Source organism: Butyrivibrio fibrisolvens (genome assembly GCF_023206215.1).
Classification (GTDB): domain Bacteria; phylum Bacillota; class Clostridia; order Lachnospirales; family Lachnospiraceae; genus Butyrivibrio; species Butyrivibrio fibrisolvens_C.
Map to the genome: position 1 here is coordinate 1,369,692 of NZ_CP065800.1, position 21,947 is coordinate 1,391,638.

Annotated in this window: 17 protein-coding genes; 8 read left to right on the top strand and 9 right to left on the bottom strand. The window is 38.1% G+C overall.

From position 1 onward, the window contains the following. Positions 1 to 59 precede the first annotated feature (59 nt). Both I7804_RS05560 and I7804_RS19375 read right to left on the bottom strand, forming a co-directional pair. Positions 60 to 1,400, bottom strand: coding sequence for a zinc ribbon domain-containing protein (locus tag I7804_RS05560; RefSeq protein WP_248405369.1), 1,341 nt, complete (start codon positions 1,398 to 1,400; stop codon positions 60 to 62). Between the two features lie 260 nt (positions 1,401 to 1,660). Continuing rightward, positions 1,661 to 1,801: an InlB B-repeat-containing protein gene (locus I7804_RS19375; RefSeq protein WP_420314861.1), complete on the bottom strand. Its 141-nt coding sequence runs from the start codon at positions 1,799 to 1,801 to the stop codon at positions 1,661 to 1,663. A 167-nt stretch (positions 1,802 to 1,968) separates the two neighbouring features. Between I7804_RS19375 and I7804_RS05565 the strand changes: the two genes are divergently transcribed. The 4 genes from I7804_RS05565 to I7804_RS05580 all read left to right on the top strand — a co-directional run bounded on the left by I7804_RS05565 (position 1,969) and on the right by I7804_RS05580 (position 6,008). Continuing rightward, entirely contained in the window at positions 1,969 to 2,985 is a 1,017-nt protein-coding gene (locus I7804_RS05565) for a hypothetical protein (protein ID WP_248405371.1), read from the top strand. 169 nt (positions 2,986 to 3,154) lie between these two features. Further along, a complete protein-coding gene (locus I7804_RS05570; RefSeq protein WP_282570491.1) occupies positions 3,155 to 3,784 on the top strand; it encodes a sugar transferase in 630 nt (209 codons plus the stop codon). A 110-nt stretch (positions 3,785 to 3,894) separates the two neighbouring features. Beyond that, positions 3,895 to 4,902, top strand: coding sequence for an ATP-grasp domain-containing protein (locus I7804_RS05575; RefSeq protein ID WP_248405373.1), 1,008 nt, complete (start codon positions 3,895 to 3,897; stop codon positions 4,900 to 4,902). Positions 4,903 to 4,919: 17 nt separating this feature from the next. Continuing rightward, positions 4,920 to 6,008 (top strand): glycosyltransferase family 4 protein, encoded by a 1,089-nt coding sequence (locus I7804_RS05580; RefSeq protein WP_248405374.1) that lies wholly within the window; start codon positions 4,920 to 4,922, stop codon positions 6,006 to 6,008. Positions 6,009 to 6,109: 101 nt separating this feature from the next. Here the strand turns inward: I7804_RS05580 and I7804_RS05585 are convergent, their stop codons facing one another. From I7804_RS05585 to I7804_RS05605, 5 genes are all read right to left on the bottom strand, one after another. Then, the gene (locus tag I7804_RS05585; protein ID WP_248405376.1) at positions 6,110 to 6,991 is read right to left on the bottom strand and encodes a DUF3431 domain-containing protein; all 882 of its coding nucleotides are present in this window, start codon (positions 6,989 to 6,991) and stop codon (positions 6,110 to 6,112) included. 323 nt (positions 6,992 to 7,314) lie between these two features. Continuing rightward, positions 7,315 to 9,483, bottom strand: a complete 2,169-nt coding sequence (locus I7804_RS05590; protein ID WP_248405378.1) for an ArnT family glycosyltransferase — start codon at positions 9,481 to 9,483, stop codon at positions 7,315 to 7,317. Between the two features lie 83 nt (positions 9,484 to 9,566). Next, on the bottom strand, positions 9,567 to 10,745 hold the full coding sequence (locus tag I7804_RS05595; RefSeq protein ID WP_248405380.1) for a hypothetical protein: 1,179 nt from the start codon (positions 10,743 to 10,745) through the stop codon (positions 9,567 to 9,569). Between the two features lie 134 nt (positions 10,746 to 10,879). Next, on the bottom strand, positions 10,880 to 11,245 hold the full coding sequence (locus tag I7804_RS05600) for a hypothetical protein (protein WP_248405381.1): 366 nt from the start codon (positions 11,243 to 11,245) through the stop codon (positions 10,880 to 10,882). 36 nt (positions 11,246 to 11,281) lie between these two features. Continuing rightward, complete coding sequence (locus tag I7804_RS05605) at positions 11,282 to 12,322, bottom strand: MBOAT family O-acyltransferase (protein WP_248405383.1); 1,041 nt, start codon at positions 12,320 to 12,322, stop codon at positions 11,282 to 11,284. A 492-nt stretch (positions 12,323 to 12,814) separates the two neighbouring features. Here I7804_RS05605 and I7804_RS05610 point away from each other — a divergent pair, with 492 nt between their 5' ends. The 3 genes from I7804_RS05610 (at position 12,815) to I7804_RS05620 (ending at position 17,532) form a co-directional block, all read left to right on the top strand. Next, positions 12,815 to 14,878: a hypothetical protein gene (locus tag I7804_RS05610; protein WP_248405385.1), complete on the top strand. Its 2,064-nt coding sequence runs from the start codon at positions 12,815 to 12,817 to the stop codon at positions 14,876 to 14,878. Positions 14,879 to 14,945: 67 nt separating this feature from the next. Beyond that, positions 14,946 to 16,514 (top strand): hypothetical protein, encoded by a 1,569-nt coding sequence (locus I7804_RS05615; RefSeq protein WP_248405387.1) that lies wholly within the window; start codon positions 14,946 to 14,948, stop codon positions 16,512 to 16,514. Further along, positions 16,501 to 17,532 (top strand): acyltransferase, encoded by a 1,032-nt coding sequence (locus I7804_RS05620; RefSeq protein WP_248405392.1) that lies wholly within the window; start codon positions 16,501 to 16,503, stop codon positions 17,530 to 17,532. Before I7804_RS05615 ends, I7804_RS05620 begins: the two co-directional genes overlap by 14 nt. Before the next feature lie 84 nt (positions 17,533 to 17,616). On the opposite strand, the gene I7804_RS05625 is transcribed toward I7804_RS05620, so the two are convergent. Continuing rightward, a complete protein-coding gene (locus I7804_RS05625) occupies positions 17,617 to 18,330 on the bottom strand; it encodes a glycosyltransferase family 2 protein (protein WP_248405394.1) in 714 nt (237 codons plus the stop codon). 48 nt (positions 18,331 to 18,378) lie between these two features. Further along, a complete protein-coding gene (locus I7804_RS05630) occupies positions 18,379 to 20,250 on the bottom strand; it encodes a hypothetical protein (protein ID WP_248405395.1) in 1,872 nt (623 codons plus the stop codon). 187 nt (positions 20,251 to 20,437) lie between these two features. Between I7804_RS05630 and I7804_RS05635 the strand changes: the two genes are divergently transcribed. Then, positions 20,438 to 21,931 (top strand): DUF6056 family protein, encoded by a 1,494-nt coding sequence (locus I7804_RS05635; RefSeq protein ID WP_248405397.1) that lies wholly within the window; start codon positions 20,438 to 20,440, stop codon positions 21,929 to 21,931. Positions 21,932 to 21,947: the final 16 nt, after the last annotated feature.

The following is a 21,947-nucleotide window of genomic DNA, read 5'->3' on the forward strand; positions in this document are numbered from 1 at the left end:
ACAATAAGACCACGGCATCGCCGTGGTCTTAAAATATCTCATCACCTGAATACCAAGCCTTATTCCGCAGCCTGTTCTATATCAGTCTCGCTGGTATAAGTATCAGCCTTCTTGGTAACATAGTCCTTTACAAGATCATCCATTGTTTCGTACCCGTAGAAATAGTAAGTTTTTTTACCATTCCAGCCATTCTCGTTGACCATCTCTTTTGAAATCGATCTTTGAAGTTTCTGGTAGTGTGTTACATCTACATCAAATGATCCATCACCATTGAGCTTTAAGTCGCTAAAAGAAAAACCATAATAATAGTCATAAGATCCGGTGTTGCTACCTGCTTCATAATCCACAGTTATATGGTATATAAGATACAGATAGTTGTGATTGTATGATGTATATTCATTCTTGGTCACAAGCAGATATGAACCTACATATTCAGGATCCTGCATAGTCCACTCTTCTGAAAAATCTGCTTCCTGAGTGGTAAAAACATCGATGGCCTGCTGCTGCATCTTGGCAAGTCCTTCCTCAGGAATCTGGTCAAGACTTGTAATCCAGCTATCAAGACCCTCTACTGTATAATCTTTACTTACAGACTCAGGCATAACACCATAAGCCTCAATGAATTCAAGCTTATAAGCATCCTCATCGTCTGAAGTTATAGTAACAGTTATAACATCTCCATTACTAAGGTCACTTGTTTTACTTAAGGTAAAATAATAATCGCTTTCAGTATAATACTTGTTGGAGACACTGCCTCTGTCAATTGAAGCTGTTCCATTGGGAGCAGTACCCTCGTAATTGATCACTAATCCCTCAAATGGATCAAAAGATTCAACCTCTTCAAGGTCTTCTACTGTAAAAGTCTTATCAGTAGTGATCAGTTTGACATTTAGATTATCAGATACTTCTTTAGTATCAATATCCCAGACGAATGTAACAGTATCGCCATTAGAGAGCATCTCATCAGTATCAAGCTCTCCGGTAAGCTGTGCCTGAAGATAATCTATGGGCTTACCATATTCTTTCTTAAGGTCCTTGGAATCCCCCTTGAATTTAAGCTCGTCTTTATAATCTTTCTTGAGCTGCTTGAAGTCAATACTTACGACTGCGCTGCCATAAGAATCGTATCCTGAGTACTCCACACTGACATACTGACCAAGATCGATAGTAACCGGACGCATCTTGATATAGACAACAACAACAGCTACAGCTATTGCAAGTATAGCTACGAAACTGAGAAAGCCAATGATAGTCTTACTGCCTGACTTCTTCTTGGCCGGATCGCCGGAAGGAGCTGTGCCTATATTAGCAGGATTCGCCATGTTTGAAAGTTTTGCTCCGCAATTAGGACAAAAAAGGCTTCCATCTTTTAATTCTGTTCCGCAATTAGGACATTTCATATTATACCCTCATGTCGCGAGTGAAACGAGCGGTTTATGGTTTGAACTGGCGTAGCTCGCGGCACCAATTCAGATTTGAAAATGTAACATTTTCAAGCTACTGCCTTATATACTAAGCGTATATACCGCATCCATTTTTTATCATACAAACAATCATAATATAGATTATTTTTGTAATTGACTGTGATTTATGCTATCACCTCGCTGGTATGCTGTCAATATACAAACTATATATCGATAATAAAAACAGAACATTTCTTTTACCATTGTATTTTCTTAAAGATTCCATTATCGGTATACCATCCGCCAAAGGTACATCCTTCTCTTTCTACTACAAGGCTCCAGCCTATAAAGGTATATCCTTTATTAGTGAACGCATTGGAATACAGTGTTGCAGGGATATCATCTCCATATTCATCTCCTGGAAGATCTGATGCAGGTTATAGGTCATATACTAAATATCGACTAAACCTGCCTTTTTGATGTATTATTATATATGATTAGCAAACTATGAAGTGATTTACGAGGTTGACTTAGAAACATCGATGGGATTCAGGAAGGGGGACCTATGATCAAGAGGGTTAGATCTAGATTATCAGTTTTTCTATTATGTGTATTTACTATTTTCTCAATGATGTATTTCAGATCAGACGCAGCAGATACCTATACTGTAACAGGCACAGTAGATAGTGCGACTAATAGTAGTTATCTGTTCCTTAATACGCCGCAAGGCCAGATGACTATAGCAATTGACGCTGATACAGATCTTAGCAGCTGCAGGATGCTTCTTCCTGACAAGGAGGTTACTGTAGACTGCCATCATGGCTCTGATTCATATCTTCATGCATCTAGGATCTATGTGGCAGCAGCTGTAGTTGATTCTTCTAATTCTACGACAGTTAAGGGGACGGTTACTTCCAAGACAACGGAGGATGTTATATTCCTGTCTACATCAAATGGCACCATGCAGATCAAGGTTGATAATACTACAGATATGACAGGCTGTCATGTTATCACAGTGGGACAGACTCTTTATATCACAACTGCAAGAGGAAGCGATGCCTATATGCATGCAGTGGCTATAAGAGATGGTAATGCAGCTGCTGGGGCTTCAGATACAGCTACTATCAACGGCGTTACGATGCCTAATCTGACAGGTACTGTTGCAGAGGGAACTACTGCATCACTCCTATATTTCGCCACATCAGGTGGTACGATGCTGATCAAGTACGATGGTAATACAGACTATTCGGGTTGTCTTACACTTATCCCCGGTCAGTCTATTACAGTGGCATGTTATTGCGGAAGCGATGCCTACATGCATGCTGCAAGGATTGTTAATAATGAGATGGCAGGATATAATACTGCAGGAAGCTATAGCACAACATCTACCTTCAAAGGTAAGGTCTCATCAAGTACTACTCTTAATACACTCTATCTTGTAACAGATGGTGGTACTATGCAGATCAAGCTCGATACATCGACAACACTTTCAAATAAACCGCTTATAGTAGGAGAGACAGTTACAGTTACCTGCGGACACGGCTCTGATGCTGCATGGCATGCTATGAACATTGCGTACTAATATAAAAGGATTTGAAGAGTATAATATAAAAAAGCTTAAGATAATATAGATAGAGAATAATTAGATAAAGAATTATTAGATAAAAAATTCAAACTTTCCACTTGGACGGACCAGGATTCTCAAGTGGGAAGCTTGAGTAAAGAAATAAAAGATAAAGAGAATTTAGGTAATGAGAAAAAACGGAATATATAACAGATTCATCAAACGCTTATTTGACATAGTTTTATCACTATTGTTCATCATCCTTTTTTGCTGGCTATATCTTATAGTGGCAATACTTGTAAGAGTTAAGCTGGGAAGCCCGGTTCTATTCAAGCAGCCCCGTCCCGGCAAGGATGAGAAGATATTTGATATGTACAAGTTCCGCACAATGACTGATGGTAGGGATGCTGAAGGTAATCTTCTTCCGGATGCAGAGAGGATGACTCCTTTCGGAAGCTTTTTAAGAAAGACAAGTCTTGACGAACTTCCTGAGATGTTTACAATACTTAAGGGGGATATGAGCTTCGTTGGCCCAAGGCCGCTTCTTGTTAAGTACTTGCCTCTTTATAATGAAGAGCAGCACAGAAGACATGAAGTCAGACCAGGTCTTACCGGATGGGCTCAGGTCAATGGGCGCAATCTCTTAAGCTGGGAAGATAAGTTTGCTAAGGATGTCTATTATGTAGACAACATATCTTTCCTGTTAGATCTGAAAATAGTATTCAAGACTGTTGCCGTAGTATTTAACCATAGCGGTATAAGTAGTGAGACTGATGCAACTATGGAAGCATTTACCGGCACTAAGTCAAAAGAGTAATAAATAAGAAATGACATGAGGTTAAGTTTGAAAGTGTTCCACTTTCAAACCCAAATTGGTGTCGCGAGCTCCACCAATTTGAACCATTAGTCACTCGTTTCACTCGCGACATGAGGTTAAAGATGAACATTTTATTTTGCAGTGTAGGAAGACGCTGCGAATTACTTAAGGATTTTAGAAATACACTTGGAGAGGATCTTCGTATAGTAGTAACAGACAATAGCCCTTATGCACCGGCTCTTGCCTTTGCTGATTCCAGTTATAAGGTTCCGCTTATCACAGATGAGAACTATATCCCTATGATCCTTGATATATGCAGGAAAGAGAAGATTGATGCAGTTACAACTCTTATAGATCCTGAGATCTCTATTCTCGCAGATCATAGAGAAGAGTTTAAGACTCTTGGCGTTGAAGTTCTAGCTCCCTATAAGGAGACTGCAAAGCTTTGCTTTGACAAATACGAGATGTTCAAATATCTCAAAGAAAAAGGCATTAGAACGGTAATGACTTATGGCTCATTAGAAGAGTTTATGCCGGATTATAACAGTGGCAAGATTGCATTCCCAGTCTTTGTTAAGCCAAGGACCGGAAGCGGTAGTGTTGGTGCCAGAAAGGTTGCCAGCATGGAACTTCTGGAAGAGCTCATGAGCAGGGATCCTTCTCTTATAATTCAGGAACTTATGACTGGCAAGGACATGGATGCTGATATATATGTTGATACCATAAGCCATGAGCCTGTAGCTATTTTTTCCAAGAAGAAGATATCTACTACAATAGGCGGTGCCAACAAGACTATCAGCTTCAAGGATGATGCTCTTTTTGATTTTGTTAAAAAGGCTCTTACAGTATTTGAGTTTAATGGACCTCTTGATATGGATCTGTGGTTCCAGGACGGCGAGTATTACCTCTCTGAGATCAATCCTAGGTTTGGCGGTGCGTATCTCCATGCATATGGAGCAGGTGTAGACTTCCCTAGCTTTATATACAAGAATGTTATAGATGGGAAAGCCAATGAACCTGTAATAGGTCAGTATGATGAAGACGTTGTTATGATGATGTATGACAGTGTCGTTATCGATACCCTTAACAATCTCACCGGTAGAATGAAGGAAATCTGATAATGCGGATTTTGATTTTGGCAAACTATGCAAACGGACTCTATTTGTTTAGAAAAGAACTTGTAGAGTCCTTTATTGCGGACGGACATGAAGTATATGTATCTGTTCCCTTTGACGACAATTGTATAAAGCTTGAAAGACTAGGAATTAAGCTTATAAAGACGAATCTTGACAGGCATGGAGTCAATCCCCTTAAAGATCAGGCACTTTTTAGATCATATCTTAAGATGATGAAAGAGCTAAAGCCTGACGTAGTCCTAACATATACGATCAAGCCCAACATTTACGGAGGATTTGCAGCAAGGCTTAAGAAGATTCCTTATATCTGCAATATCACCGGACTTGGCAAAGCTATCGAGGGTGGCGGCTTACTTAGCAAAGTTCTTATAAAGCTGTACAAGATATCTACTAAGAAGGCAGTAAGAGTATTCTTCCAGAATGAAAAGAACAGGAAGGTCATGCAGGATAGGGGCATAGCCCTTAATAATTCTGACCTCTTACCTGGATCCGGAGTCAATCTGACTGAGCATCCCTTTAGAGAGTATCCGCCGGAAACTGATGGGATAAGATTCCTTGCAGTGGTACGTATCATGAAAGACAAGGGCATAAGAGAATATCTTGATATGGCGGAGGATATCTCTAATAGGCATCCTGAAGCACATTTTGAGCTTGTTGGAGAATACGAGGAGGATGAAAGAGCATTGTACGAACCTCGTATTAATGACCTTGTTGCAAGAGGAATTCTGAAGTATTACGGTCATATAGATAATGTTGAAGAGGTCATGACAAGATCTCATGTTGTAGTACATCCATCTTATCATGAAGGCATGTCCAATGTTCTCTTAGAAGCAGGAGCTTGTGGAAGACCGATCCTGTGCAGTAACATAAATGGTTGTAAGGAAGCGGTTGACGAAGGCGTGAGCGGGTTCTTGTTCGAACCTGAAGATGTATCATTGCTTACAGCTTCTGTGGAGAAGATACTATCACTTGATGAGTCTTCTCGAAGAGAGATGGGAGCTTTAGGCAGGAGATTTATTGAACGAAGTTTTGACAGGAATATTATCATAGGCAAGTACAAAGATCTATTGAACCGGATTAAGGATTGATAGCATAAGCATAAAAGATTGATAACATAAAAGATGCTGGAGATATGAGTTTGAAGATGATATCTATCAAACTGCTATCTTCAGCATCTTTTAATAAGCTATTATTTACATAGGTGGCAGCTATTTTTAGATGTTTGATCATCCGGTTGCAGGAATATCGGTTCTTTGGCTCCTAGCATGATCCTGAATCTTTTAAGATGAAGGCTGTTCCATTCTCTGTACAGGTTGACGCTTTCTTCGCATTTTGTAAGCATATAGTCGAACTTTTCTTCATCGTCCATCCAAGGGTTTACTTCAAGTCTTGAAGTAAAGATCCAGGGCATTAGTCTTTCTACAAGGAAGGCTTCTGCAGGGAAGTTAATTTCTTTCCTGTATTCCATCAGCTTATTTAAGTTTTTATAGAAGGTCTTGGAATTCTTGAGAATCTGTTCTTTATAGACTATATAGCAGCCACCGGGGCTGAAAGTACAGTATCTGGGGATTATAGGGTCTTTGTATACGAATCTGTAGAAATCATCCATGTTATAGAAATATCTGTATTCATGGCTCTGATTCATGTACCAGGAATTGTTTAGTTCCAGATATCCATCTTCGGACAAGAGTGAAGCTATCGAGTTTTCATCACCGCTTTTCCCATACCTATTCCACATGTTTTTTTCCTGATAGAGATATGTGAACCATTTATTGTCATAGACTCTGTCGAAATAGTCTTTTGAAACATGTCTTCCGATGATATGCCCCTTTAAAAGTGCGATATGATCAGGGAGGCTGTCATAATTATCTATAAAAAAGTGGAAATAGCTGGTGATGTTTTGACCGGTGTTTGGAAGAGTTATATAATTATAGCCTGAGCTCTTCAAGATATCAGGTGTCTTGCTATCGTCAGAACAGTCTATGATAAGATAATCTTTGCAATATTCAAGAAGCTCTTTGGGATCTGAGTTGTAATTATGAATTAGAAAAAATGTATCTGTTTTGTTCATGGTCTACCTCCTCTTCAAGTGTCACTTGAAATAAAATGAATCGCAATAGTTTCCTAAAAAGATTCATGATGCAACTATATATAAAAGCCTAGCTAAACAGAGTTTACTTTCTTCTGTGAGAATATTCACTTTATTTTATCAAAATAGTAAACAATAAAACAGATATTAATGCACAAAATATAACGAGAAAATGAATTAATATACGTCAAAATGGCAATGCATAGCTTGAATGCATTGCCATTTTGACATTTTTTATGTATTTAATGTTTTTATATATTTAATGTTTTTATGCTATATAGAGTAGATTATTTATTTTCAGTTTTCTATTCTATCAAAGCTATAATATATGTTCCGTACTGTGTCTGCTGCATATTATTGTCTGTGAAGTAGGCGATAGATTCAGTATCATTTGCTTTACATATATAAACTGAGTCGACTTGTGGCGGTGTATCTGTAAAGCTTCCTACATTATAATCTCCAAAGCTTTCCGGTTCGAGGAATGCAGCATGTACATCTTTGTATATGACGGAATCGATATAATAAGGAGCCGGTATTTTATCTTCAAATAGTATCAGTGGATACAGGATGTTGATGTTGATATCTTCACTTCCTAGTTCATGAGCCTCTTCAAGGCACTTGGCAAGGCCATGATCATATCGCATTACATTATCTGTGTTATAGTCATCTGACATATATGTGATCTCGAACTTAACAAAACATATAGCAAATAACACAGTTATTATTGCCGAGGCAGTTATCATAGGGAGCCTGATATTTGTACCGGGTCTGATCAATGTGCCTGTCAATGCGATTACAGTATATATTCCTTCTGCTATGAGATAGGTAAGCGGTACATATATTACATTTATACGTGTAAGGTCAGACTCAACAAGGCATCCATGGAGCAGGCACCATATAAACCATATGATGAAGAGCGTATTCAGAGATACGATATCATTTTTGGTGACTGTAGACTTGAATATTTTGTATACTGATGCAATTAATCCAATGACTATAAATATAGGTCCTATAATGTAGTACAGACCATATCCCGGGACAGCGTTGACTCCAAGTCCGTCATCCTGAGTTATGAATAGCATATTGAACATCTCACATAATCGCTGCATCATAACTGAAGGTGTCAGAGCAACTTCACTACTTCTAAATACCGTAAGTCTTGGTATTGATATAAGAGGAGTCACGATTTCAACAAGGTGATCTGTATTGATCAGTACGAACAGTAGTAGTGGTGATGCTATTATTCCTAGGATCAATATAGCTATAAATAGATGCTTATCAGGATATATGTATCTCTTGATGATAAGGTATATAAGGCTGCATCCTATGATAAGAGGTATGACAGGCCATGCTGCTGCGTAGCAGTATAGAGACAGACCATAACATATCATGGAGGGATATATCATATATCTGTTCTTGGCAGCTTTGAGCATATAATACATTCCAAATACGAGGAATGCAGGTAGGAGATTGGCTTCAAGCCCCCATCTTGATGCGATGATATTCCATGGACTTATAGCCAGTATGAATAGTCCTATAAGTCCAAAACTTTCATTTCGCGCAGCCTTGCAGCATCCATAGAATGCAGGGAGTATCAGGATCCCTATTATCATATGAGGAATTCGTATGGACAGGCTGTTAAGTCCCAGAAGTTTTATAAATGGGATCTCAAGATATGTTGCAAGTGCGTTCATCCCGCTTCCCCAGGCTTCCAGGTAGACCGGCATATGGTATCCGTGTGAATCTATACCATAATGAAGAAGTGAATATGCTTCATATCCTGCGAAGGCTTCGTCCTGAGCTACGCCGCCCCATCCCGGGATATATCCAAGCTGTATCATACGGACCAGCGCTCCTATTATTATGATGATAAGAGCTGCTATATCATATGATCTAGTGTTATTAAAAAATGAGACTGAATTGTCTTTAGAAATGTCTTTTGGAGGTATATGATCTTTGCTGCTATGCTTGCAGAGGAATATGACCACTATATTGATCATTACTAGTATAAGGAATGCAGCCTCTATTATGTGACTACTTAGATGACGGGTCCCCTCGATCTTGTATCCTGTAACATATATGTACCCATCTCCTTCAAAGTCAAGTGTAACAGTAAGATCTTTAAGACTTGTGAGAGAATTAATGGCAAAAGAATATCCGGATCCGTCACTTTTCGGTATAGATATATGGTCATATCCTGATACTACAGGATGATAAGTATCTGATGTTCGCAGGGTGAGGGTATTCATGTTACTCTCAGCTATGTAGTAGACTGTTATATTGTATGAACCGGCAGGTAGAGTATGAGAATCTGTCGTTATACCGATGCTGCTATCACTAAGGCTGTTATCGGCATATATTCCCTCTTGCGGGTGGTCGGGGAATTCCGGAAGCAGTATTCCAAGTTCTGAAGTAAGGCTATCGGCAGCCCCTTCATAAGTTACAAGAGGTTTTGATAGCAGTACTGCAGACATGATGATCAGTACCACTACAGATAGTATTGGCAGTAACAATATTTTGGATATTATATTTTTTTCATAGAAGGATCCTTTGCTGTTTATTCTCCGCTTAGGACATCGACATTAGCTTTTTCAACCCTGTCGGAAAAAGCATCCCAGGTTTCATATTCTGCATCGCCTCTGTGATCTTCGATCACATAATTGTCCTTGATGTAGCTTCCAAGATATGATGAGAACACGCAGCTTCCCTGATAATTGAGATGAGAGTCATCATTATAGTGTTCGTCTGCTTTTAGTCCTATAGCGTCTATAGACTTATTCATATTAACATAAGCTATGTTATTAGAGATAGCCATTTCTTCTAAGCTATTGTATACCTTTTCGTCTTCTGTGGTAGAAGGATAGGGATTGACCACCAGCATTAGTTCTATATCATGGTCACTTGTATAGTCGATGATCTTTTGAAGATATTTTTTGGACTTGGGAGGGATAGGAGTCTTGTCGGTTACATCTGTTGCAGGAGCTGCGACAGTATGAAGGTCAAAATATGGATTGTATCCTTTAAACTCCGCAAGATCATCTTCTGCGATATCCAGTAGCTCATAATCCTTTTCTTCCAGTTCAGAATACCTGCTATGGTATCCTGCAAATGAAGGGAAATACTTATTGAGCTGTTCTTTATTGCAAGAGCTCATCATAAGCTGGACTTTATTAAGAGAAAAGTCCATACCATAGATATTATCAGGCATCCAGAACTCATTAAAGTCATCACCAAATCTTGCGATGCTATATAGGTCTATGACTACAAGTTCGGGATCCTGAGACTTACAGAATTCTTTGAGATAGTAGTAGGTTATCCATATAGGCTGTTCTGCAGCACTGTAGTCATATCCTGCAATTCCATAATCATCCCACAATAGGGCTGTATTGACATCGCAGTGTATATGGCTGCTAACCATGAATACGACATCAACAGTATCATCAGTTTGGGCATACATAGCCCTTGACTGCATTATGCCGTGATACGTTTTTATAGACAAAAGAGTATCAAGATTCCCAAGTATTAGTGCAAAGATCAAGATAAATCCTAGTCTTATGAATAGATTCCTGATACGGCTGTCTGATAATATAGGATTTGCAATAAATATAGATCTTCTGTGATGATGTCTGGTTCTGCGCGGTGCATACTTCCTTGAATCTTTGATGATGCGTACATTAGAAGTTGACAGATTATGATCATATCCTGAAGCACGTTTTCTAACTACATTCTCCCTCATTGATAGCCTCCCCTTTTGTTATTGTGAAGAACTACATACAAGTAAGTACAAGTTAATTGGCTCTATTACTATATTTTTGAATCTGTGATTCAAAAATATATAGATGATCATTGATTGTACATAGGATAGATCATTTAAAAGTTCATGTAGATAAATGATCTGATCTCATTGCCCTGTCCGTAGATCCCGTAGGTTACGCTCACAAGCGCAAGGCCTAGGAATACAACTCCTCTTGGAATCTCATGTAAGTTATACAATAGTTCCCAGGGCTCTTTCTTTAAGACCTTGGCAGTGACATCGAATATAGTAAGGGCTATAAGTGAAGCTATAATGATCCACCATTCATACATTGCCTTGCCCATAAAAGAGTCATTTACAATAGAAAATCCAAGTGTCCAGGAACCACTTATCATCCCTTTTATGATATTCATAGCACTTCCCATGGTTCCAGCCCTGAAAAATATCCAGGCGAAGGTCACTGCTAGAAAAGTTAAGATCATGCCAACAGGTCCGGAGATAAGAATATCAAGTCTATACTATTTGAATACATCATTTAGAAGGTTATAGATGCCATGCAGAGCTCCCCATATTAAAAATGCGGGTCCTGCCCCATGCCACATTCCGCACAGGATGAAAACGATCATCACATTTCGGATTCTGATGGAATTCCCTTTTTTGCTGCCGCCTAGCGGGATGTAAACATAGTCTTTGTAGAAAGAGCTAAGGGATATATGCCAGCACCTCCAGAATTCCTTGATGTTAGTTGCAAGATATGGCGTTTTGAAATTCGAAGTAAGACTTATACCGAATAGCTCAGATATACCGCATATGATATAAGTATACCCGGCAAAATCGCAGTAGATCTGAAGACTGTACAGTATCACTGTTAGTATGATGGCAAGACGTCCGTAGTTTGCAGGAGTTTCATATACCATATCAACTACAAGCCCTAGCCTGTCAGCTATAACCAGCTTCATGAAGATTCCGGGCATTATGAATGAAAAGCCTTTTCTGATGCAGTCTACTTTAAAAAGATCCATAAGCTTACTGTCATAGAGCCTTCTCTTAAAATCAGGATAGCGCTCTATAGGTCCGCTTGTGAGTTTTGGGAACCATATCATATAGGTCAAGAAGGTCATAAGATTCTTGCATGCTCTTATCTTTTTGGTTTTGACATCAGCAAGATAGCTTATAGCCTGGAATGTATAGAATGAGAGTCCTACGGGTATTACCTTTTCTATATATATATTTGGAACCCATATACCAAAAGTATGAATCCAAGGCATGTACTTCCATGCAAAGAGATTTGCGATCAGAAAAGAAAGGCTTGTAATGAAGACTATTTTAGCTTTTTTAGGATCAGGGTCTTTAATATCTGAAAAGATCTCGATGAATTGTCCGGCCAAAAAGCAGATCATGGTTATGATAAGAATATGAACCAGAGAAGAAATGCTTAATGAACCTATATAATATATACTTGATAGGATCAAAACCAGCCTGCGGAGTCTGGCAGGACATAGATAATATATGAGAAGGACTATTGTGATAAACAGTATAGTAGTTATTTCAAATAGCATATTATCCCCCAATAACAAGTAATGAATTATAAGTCGAAACTACTATTGGATTATTACTAAAGATTTAACTAATACAGTTATTAAGATAGCTTTTAGCTTTTGAACTGCCTATTATACTTAAAGCATTAGCCGGACTTTTATTAAAAAAGACTTTTATAAAACCAGATACCTGATTTTATAAAAGTCTCGCTGTCATCCTAGGCTTCGATCAGGCCGGGTACAAATTCTACCTTAGTCGTACCTGAACACAGAGATAAATCCCTGTAGCTACTCCCTTTTATAGGTTGTTCAATTTATGAAATAATTGTAACAAAACGCGTCATAATTGTCAATTTAACGATAGTTAATTAATATTTTGCTATTCATAGGTCTCCCTCATATAATATATTAAGAGTATTGTGCCATATGTTTTTATAACGTAGTATAGTACTGATTTTTATAATGTTTTCCATAGATATATTATTAAATAAATGCACGTTAAAGGGGATCACAATGAAGAAAAAAATTATTGTATCAGGGATGATAACATTATTACTTTTGATAGTGTTTGTCTTTACAGGACCTGTATATTCTTTTGCCGGAGATGGAAGTATAGCCAAATATCTAGCTTCGAATGCTGAACCTGGTTTTAATTCCGTATCATGGGGGATAGGAGCTTTTCTCAAGAGCTTTGTAAAGCTGTTTCCTTCTGTTAACTGGTGGACTATGTTCTCAATATTCATGATGTTCAGCAGTCTCTTTTTCCTGACACTGTTCATACAGGAACTGTTTGATGGGATCAAAGGAAGCCTTATAGCTGTCGTGTTCGCTTTGTTCCTGTGGGAAGCGGCATATAGCATAGATATTAACTTCACGCAGACTGCGATTCTATCAGGCATCACGGGAACAAGCGCTGCTCTTATGGTAAGCCGTAAGAGAAATCTGCGAGGCAGGATACTATATGGAATTATTGGATTAATATACATTCTGATTGCAGGATCACTTCGTTTTGATGCCATGATCATGTGTATTCCGTTTGCTATTGTTATAATTGCGATCAGATTATTGCTGCTTTTAATGAATAAAACTGGTTATGGTGTGGATGATAAGACTGACAAGAATGATAAGAGAAGCGATTTTGTGAGAGCTTTGTTTTCTTTAGTAATAACTCCTGTAATTGTCATCTTATGCACAGTGGTTCTGTCTTATGGAGTTCATCAGGTTTACAGGCAGATGAATCCCAATATTGCCTTCTTTGAAGATACTTTCGACCTGACAAGAGAAGTATATGACTATCTTGATATGTATCCTGAATATGATGAAGTCAAGGATGTATATGAGGCAGCAGGCCTTAAAAGTTCATGGTATGCAATGCTCACAAACTATTATATTGCTGATACCAATTATTTTAACGTAGAGACAATGTCTGTTCCTGTACAGTTTAAGGGAGCATCTACCAAGACTTTTGGCGGTTATATGTCTGAGATGATGAACTATAAAGGAGCTCTTATATTTGGAGTTTTGGTGATCATCCTTGCAGGTATTATGACTTCTGTTAGAAATAGTATTCTTCCTTTGTTATCAGCTATAGTAGTGTTTATCGTAAGCGGATTATACTTCGTTCATGTCGGAAGATATGCATGGAGAGTATCGGGAGGAGTTACAGTAGCATGCGTAGTTATGGGACTTATGATGCTATCTGAGCTGGTTAATAGATCCAATACAATCAGTAAACATACAGATGATATAGCTGCCATTAAGACTTTAAATGTCATGAACATGGCAGGGATTGTGATCACATGTTTGTGCATAGTATGTGTTGGTATTCATATTTCTATTACCAAGAGTTTTGCTATGCCGCAATCTGAAGTTACGGATGAGGCTAAAGCAGGCCTTCTTGATTATATGGATAGTAACTCAGATATAATCTATTTTACAGAAGATTATGACTACGCTTCTCATAATATCTGGTATGTTGGCACGCCGGGATATCTTGATAATAAATTCACTACACTTGCAGGATATAACGAAGGCAGAAACTCAGATCTTCAGGCTGTGGGTATTAATGATATGTCACAGTTCGTGATCAATATGCTGACTCGCGATGATATCTATACAGAGTATTCTGATGTCTGGGCATCTTATCTATGTGATTATTACAATCCGTATGTATCTGCTGGAATTGTTGATGTATATGAGCCTACAGGTACGCAGTTCATAAGATACGTTGCACCTGTAGAAGCTACAGAAGATAGTTTTGATGAAACGGTAACAGATGTATCCTTGTATGTTGACAGCACTAAACAATCTGATAATTATCAGGTGGTTCATATAGATGCCAAGACTTCAGCGCAGGAAGATGACATAGAATATTATGTGAATATTGAAAATGCTGCTACTGGAGCAATTTACTCATATCCATTGGTAAGAGAAGGGGATTCCTTGAGAGGTGATGCCATATGGAAGAATGATACCTGGAGCTTTATGGATACGAGTCAGTATATAGTAGCAAGATATCCTGACGGACATGTTGCTAGGATATTAAATATTACTGGAACTCCGGTTCCTTTTATATGATATAATACGAATGCCGTTTACAACACAATGAAGTTTTATAGGCATTAATACCTTAAGGAGCTGTTTTATGACTTTGTTTAAAACACTTAATACAAGATTATCTGATTATTTTACAGAAAAAAGACTAAAGAACCTTTTTATGTTTTTGTTCGTTTTATCATTGATACCGATCATAGCACTGTGCTTTTTTGATTATGCTACAGGAGATGATCTGCTTGTAGGTTCGGTTGTTATGGAAGCCAGAAGAAACGGTCTTGGCTTTTTGGGAACTACTAAAGCTATATTCACAAGCATCTATCAATACTGGCTTACATTTGAAGGTACCTGGTTTTCTGAGTTTTTGTGGAGACTTGAACCCAGTGTTTGGGGAGAGAGAGTATACACTGTGACGGGTTTTATTGGATTGCTGGCACTTACTGTAGGTCCGTTCCTTCTTCTAAAGGAATTGTTGGTAGAGCTTCTTAAGTTATCCAAGAATAGCTTTTTGATATTCTATTTTGCTTTTGAGATTATATTGATTCAGTATATGCCATCAACTAAAGGCGGATTATATTTCTATTGCGGTATGATCATGTATACTTTGTCTTTTGGAATGGCATGTACAGCGATATCCTGGGGCCTTAGATTTATCAGAACAGGCAAGAAACATTTGCTGATTTTTAGTTCTATAGTATTGACGCTGGTTGGAGGAATGGGATATCCGGATATTATGTTTGCCGGAGTTACAGCATTCTTTATTATTGTTAATGCTTTTGTTGTAGACAAGGATAGAAGAAACCAAGCGCTGCTTCTCATAATTCCGTTGGTATTGCTGGCTATTGGATTTGGTGTTAGTGCTATAGCACCCGGCAATTCTGTAAGGGGCGGAGAGAGCTTCTCCTGGAGTATTGGAGAGGTTTTTATGACACTACTTCTGTCTTTGAAAAATGGAATTGTACAGATTCCGCAGTATCTTATATCAGTTAGACCACTTTTTATATACTATATTGGACTTATACTGTTTGCATGGGCTAGAATTGATACATCTAAGTCACTACTTAAACTAGATCATCCTATAATAGTGACTATTGAACTATACCTGATTTCTTCTTCTACATATGCGCCGGAGATGTTCGTAAGAGAAGGAGTGGATGCAGGTATATCCGGTGGCGTATATAATACATACTATCTCGTATTCCTTATGTGCACTTCACTAGCGCTTATATATGTTGTTGGCTTTATTAAAGCGAGAGTAGCAGATAGATGTAAGGGCGTTTGTAATCCGTCTAAGATTTCTTATTGTGGCAAGATACCTTATATGGCTTTTGTGATACTTTTTATTCTTGTATTTGGAAGGCATCTGGTTTCAAATATGTTTGATTATAAATGTATTACATTTGCTTCAAGTGGACGTCTTGCTGACTTTGTAGCGCAGATGGAAGAGCGCAATGCAATCCTTAATGACCCTACTATAACAGACCCTGTTCTTCCTCTTATGAATGATGATCAGGGACCATATATGCATATGGCTATTTTGGAAGGTGAAGGCGATTATACCAATTATGCAACAGCTCTATTTTATGGTAAAAATTCCGTCATAGGTATGAACAGGGATGAATGGTATGAGCGTTACGAGGAATTATATGGACAGAAATAAGAAAGAAATCTATATAGAACTGTTAAGGATCATTGCCATTATTTTTGTACTTATGGTACATACCGATATGAATGCGGGATTTTATCAGGATCCGTCATCAAGTGTTTTTACTATGCTCATATCACTGTTTGTATCAACGATATGCAATAGTGCTGTTCCTCTTTTTCTTATGATCTCAGGTGTAACACTTCTTGGAAGAGAAGAAAGTATAAAGGATCTGTTTTTCAAGAGAATCATACGAATTCTTATTGTGATACCTTTGTTTTCAATGGTTCAGTATATCGCTATGATTCTTATGAAAGGTGAGATGTCCTTTGATCTGCAGTACTATTTTGAAAGACTTATAGAAGGCAATATGACAGAGCAGTACTGGTATCTGTATGCATATCTTGCTTTTCTTATATCACTTCCGATTCTAAGGCCTCTTGCTATGAATATGTCCGAGCAGGGATATAAGTACATGATGGTTGTAGCGATTGCATGGAATTATATACCAAAAGTATTGAAAGCTTTAACTGTTTTTAATACAAGTCAGAGTATTGATTTCTTTTTCGACGGACAGCTGATTTTCTATCCTCTTATTGGGTACTATCTTGGAAGGAAAAAAAGTGTCGAAAAGCTAAGTAAGAGCGGTTTGTATATAGTTGTCCTTGTGACTATAATTGCTTTTAATATGCTGTTTGAGCTTCTTGTTCATCATATTAGCGGAGAATGGGGACTATACAATCTATCTGTAATGCCTATAACTATTTTGATCTTTATTCTAGGCAGAAGATTGGGAACATGCATAACCGGCGATAAAGTTTATAGGATAGTTGCTTATCTTGGTAGTCTTAGTTTTGGAATATATCTGGTAGAGCTTATCGCCAGAAGGATATGGCTTCCTGTATATCTAAGGCTTTGTGATGCAACTCTTGGAGTAGTGGCTTGTTGTATATATATAGCTCTTTCATATATTACAGGAGCGTTTATTGCTGCTGTAATGAAAATCATACCGGGATTAAAGAAATTAGTATAATAAAAAGGTGATAGTTAAGCGTATTGTTTGTAGCTATCACCTTTTTTATATGGTTATATTGTCTAATGTTTTAAGTTTGAAATATTACATAGCTTTCTTCATTTCTTTGAAGTCTTTTAGGGCTTTCTGGCCTATCTTTACGATGCTTTTTATGTTGATCGAATTGACGCCACCCTGTCTTGGACGGAAAGTTATGGGTTTGAATGTAATCCTGTCATTGTAGTACTTACAATATGTGACCAGCATTACGTTTGGAAGATTATAGTGCTGAGGCATCTTATTGATGTACTTGGCTATAGTTGAAGACTTCATAAGTCTAAATGGCGCATTTGCATCAGGAACCTTGATACCAAATATCATACGTAGGATGAAACAAAGTGTCTTTTCAACAAATATTCTCGAACTTCCATCTTTTCTATCTGTACGATTTCCAAAGATTGCATCGAATTTGTTTCTGTCTTCCCAGAAACTATCGAATTCTGAAGGAAGAGTCTGACCATCTGAATCTGTCTGGAAGATGTAGTCAGCGCCATGTTCTATCGCATATGAGTATCCGAACAAAAGCGTATCGCCGTGGCCGCCATTGGGCTTGGTAAGTGGTACGAGAAGCGGCCTGTTAGCTGCGCACTTTTTTAATATCTCTTCAGTATTATCTTTACTTCCATCATTTATGATCACAAGTCTGGACTGACCTGATGTATTATGATTTTCAATTACCGGATACCAGTCATTTATAAAATTTTCAATGTTCGCAGATTCATTGTATGCAGGTACGATTATAAATAATGTGTCGCTCATAAAGTCCTCTTTAATATGAATTATATTTTTTGATCCATTGAAGGATTCTTATTTTTGTGCCTTAGCTGAAGCTTCGATCATTCTGTAAGTATAATACAATGCTGCAAGATAGCATATAGTGTTAACTATTGCAAGATGCGGCAGGTTTACAGGAAGTGCAAACAGGTATTTGCAGTATACACACAGAGCTATCCAGTTGAGTGTTATAGCAATCGGAGCAAACTTTATATCAAGGAGCATTATGATGATAGCAAGTATCTCGTAGATCATGCCATAACGTTCATGCATTACAGGCAGGAACAGCACACATGTATAGGTTGTTATAAATGCGCATACTACCATCATCTTGCCTTTAAGTTCGACCTTCTTAAGGTAAAGGAAAGCACATAGTATCAGCAGTATTGATGCAGTGAAGAGTATCTGCCAGGTTTTGAAGAATGGGACATTTGGTGTACTCATATCCTCTGCAAGTAAGCTGAAAAATCCGGGATAGTTAAGCGTCATAGAGTGAGGGAACTCAGCCTGCTGATCAAGGTATATTGAAAATGGTGTTTCAAGACTGTGGCCGGCAAGTAGACCTGGAATAGCAGTAATCTCCATAACAAGAGGGATTATTGCAAAATACAAAAGTGAAAAAGCTCTTGTTACAAACCATACCAGGAATACAAAAGGAAGAAGGAGTATTGCCTGCTGCTTAAATGAAAATGCCAGCCCATATACTACAAACATAAGGAAGTACTGCTTCTTCTCAAGACAAATGAGGCAAAGTACTATAAATGATGTATATATAGCATCGCACTGTGCCCATGATGCAGAGTTAAGTGTTACTAGTGGAGATAGAAGTACTATCGCAAAAGCAGCGAATGCTTTGTACTTCTGATAATGGTCTTCTTTACCAGTGATCATATGAACTAAAATAGCGCTTCCTGTTGCAAGAAGGTAATCGAAGAATACAGAGAACAGCTTATATCCATATAAAGGATTGATTCCTGTCTTACTCATAAGAAGTACAAACGTCTGATATGGAAGGGTATAGTCACCGACAAGCCCTGACAGGTCGCCGTTAGCTTTGATCTCATCGTACCAGGGGCCATAACACTCCATATAATCTCCGCTTATATCATCAAACATGCAAAGACGTGCACCAAATGCGGCAATTGCTATTACAACATACAGGATGATCATATGATATTTAGATATGAAATCGATCAGCATATTTTCTGGCTTTGAGATAGAGCATGAGCCTGTACTTAATATACGCCAGATTGAAAGCGCTGCAATTACTAAGATGATTGCGCTTGCAAGGAGCCTTATCTTAGAAGGAGCAGGGATCGCATATCGCATGTCCATAAGGAGACTTTCGGATATCTCTTCTGAAGCGCCATATACTTTAGAACCATCTCCTAGGATATCGAGGGTTGAACCGCTGGTGCTTACTATAACAGATGGAGTACAGTCTGCTGCAGTTATACGAACTGTATAGGTCTTTCCTTTAGACAGGCTTCTGTTATAGATTTCTTCAAACCATTCACCGTTTGGAATATCAGACATAAGGACTGTGTGAGACTCGATAACAGATCCGCCTGTAGATGATGTCACGCTTCCTTTCAGAAGCTGGATCTTAACACATGCTGTATCTGATATCTCTGCATCAGACAGATTCAGCATGTAGAAGTACATAGAATAAAGCCTTCTGGTCTCAGCTGTGAAAGTCTGACACAAGGCATTATCCTTACTTATTTCAAATAGAGTATAATCACCTGTTTCAGGTCTTTTTTCATCATCAGGGATGATGGTATAGATTCCTGCTGCAGGTAGTATATAGATGATAGCGATGATAGTTATAAGAGCTACAAGAGCAGCTTTTATGTATTTTTGATTGGCGAATTTCTCTTTGAGATTTTTTAAATTAAAAGACATTTTTGTTCTCCTAAGTTATGTGGCTTATGAAGCGGTGCTTATTTGCCTAGTGGAATTTTGCCTGCTTTATGGTATCATATTATTGTTTTGTTGGCAAAAATATAAATATAAGTAATAATAGAATTTGCTAAGCAAAAATTTGATATTTGTTGCGAACTTATATCAGGTTTAGCATGGAGGATTTTCATTGAAGAATTTAGCACCCTTAATAGATAGAATTAAATCATTAAAGAGAAAGGATGTCTGCTATATCATAGCAGTTTTTTTTCTCATACTGACTATAGTCCCGATCTTCATAGCATCAGGCTATGCGGTACTATCAGCAGATGACTTCTCCGCTATGAAGAGTATCAGAGATGCAGAGGGCGGTATACTTCTTGTTAAGATAATAAATACTGTAAAGAGGCTGTATTTTCAGTGGTCGGCAGGCTATGGCGGCATCATCATTGAGTATACAATCGCCTGGTTCATTATGAAGAGTAGGAGAGTTGTTGGTATCAGTCTTATCATTTCCTTCATAATCCTTCTTGTATCGCTTCGCCTTTTCATTAAGTGTTTCATGGACTACTTCAATATTAAGTCCGGCGAAAGGCATATCAGTTTCTGGGTATATGTATGTATTCTGGTTCCATTCCTTGGATTTAACGCATATCCTGAAGTTATGTACTGGTTTGTAGGCAATCTGTCTTATGACCTTTCTATCAGTATCAACTTGCTTGTGATCTCATTCATGATGATCATTGACAAGAAGAATAGAGATACTAATGGTAAAGGGAAAAAGTGGTTATACATCCCTGCAGTACTTCTTGCCCTTCTTATGGGAGGTATGTCCATTCAGTCAGGACTTCCGGCATGCTTTTTCATGCTTATACTTAACCTTGACCAGATAAGACGTCATAAGAGGATAGTACCTGCATATGCGATTCCTTCTATCATGGCTGTTATCGGATATGCTATTCATGTATTTGCTCCTGGCAATTTCGTAAGGCATGATACGCTGGACTCTACAGGACTTCATCCGCTGAGCGCAATCCATTACAGCATATATACAACAGCTGATGAGCTTTCAGCAGCATTCCATAACCCATATCTTCTTATCGGTCTTGTGATCATGCTCTTTCTTGGCATTAAGTCTTCTAAAGACCTTAAGATAAGCGGATATAAGTTTACATTTACTCTTATCATCTCTTTTATCATGATGGTGTCCACATGCTTTACAGTGCTTCTAGGCTATAGTGCAACAGGCATTGAGGCGCTCCCTGTAAGATGCCTGTTTGTATTTGATTTTGTTACATATACATGCCTTGTGGTATGCGCATTTGCATGCGGAGTTTATATTAAGAGATGGAGCGGACTGTCCGTATCACCTGATCTTAAGGTTGCGACAGCTGCTATTATCGTAGCTATCGCATTTACCCATGCTTCCGTAATGTTCTCTGATGCATCCTGGAAGAATATGTTGTCAGATATTGCTCATGGCAAGATAAGTGACTATAATAAATCAGTTAATGAGATTCTCGATACTATAGAGAATTCACCGGAAGCAGACGTTGTGATAGATACACTTCCTGAATGCCCTGAGTCGTTCAATCCTTTCTTCATAACAAGTGATCCATATGACTGGTACAATACCGCTGTATCGGATTATTATGGCAAGAATTCTGTAAGGACTGATCATTAAGGATAAAAAGAAAAAC

What these genes read in the sequence shown, in the direction of transcription:
- I7804_RS05590 (WP_248405378.1), bottom strand. Translation starts at nt 9,483, where the DNA reads ATGTCTGCAGTACTGCTATCAAAACCTCTTGTAACTTATGAAGGGGCT.
- I7804_RS05630 (WP_248405395.1), bottom strand. Translation starts at nt 20,250, where the DNA reads ATGTCTTTTAATTTAAAAAATCTCAAAGAGAAATTCGCCAATCAAAAA.
- I7804_RS05575 (WP_248405373.1), top strand. Translation starts at nt 3,895, where the DNA reads ATGAGGTTAAAGATGAACATTTTATTTTGCAGTGTAGGAAGACGCTGC.
- I7804_RS05610 (WP_248405385.1), top strand. Translation starts at nt 12,815, where the DNA reads ATGAAGAAAAAAATTATTGTATCAGGGATGATAACATTATTACTTTTG.
- I7804_RS05620 (WP_248405392.1), top strand. Translation starts at nt 16,501, where the DNA reads ATGGACAGAAATAAGAAAGAAATCTATATAGAACTGTTAAGGATCATT.
- I7804_RS05570 (WP_282570491.1), top strand. Translation starts at nt 3,155, where the DNA reads ATGAGAAAAAACGGAATATATAACAGATTCATCAAACGCTTATTTGAC.
- I7804_RS05625 (WP_248405394.1), bottom strand. Translation starts at nt 18,330, where the DNA reads ATGAGCGACACATTATTTATAATCGTACCTGCATACAATGAATCTGCG.
- I7804_RS05585 (WP_248405376.1), bottom strand. Translation starts at nt 6,991, where the DNA reads ATGAACAAAACAGATACATTTTTTCTAATTCATAATTACAACTCAGAT.
- I7804_RS05600 (WP_248405381.1), bottom strand. Translation starts at nt 11,245, where the DNA reads ATGATCTTAACTTTTCTAGCAGTGACCTTCGCCTGGATATTTTTCAGG.
- I7804_RS05605 (WP_248405383.1), bottom strand. Translation starts at nt 12,322, where the DNA reads ATGCTATTTGAAATAACTACTATACTGTTTATCACAATAGTCCTTCTC.
- I7804_RS05560 (WP_248405369.1), bottom strand. Translation starts at nt 1,400, where the DNA reads ATGAAATGTCCTAATTGCGGAACAGAATTAAAAGATGGAAGCCTTTTT.
- I7804_RS05565 (WP_248405371.1), top strand. Translation starts at nt 1,969, where the DNA reads ATGATCAAGAGGGTTAGATCTAGATTATCAGTTTTTCTATTATGTGTA.
- I7804_RS05595 (WP_248405380.1), bottom strand. Translation starts at nt 10,745, where the DNA reads ATGAGGGAGAATGTAGTTAGAAAACGTGCTTCAGGATATGATCATAAT.
- I7804_RS05615 (WP_248405387.1), top strand. Translation starts at nt 14,946, where the DNA reads ATGACTTTGTTTAAAACACTTAATACAAGATTATCTGATTATTTTACA.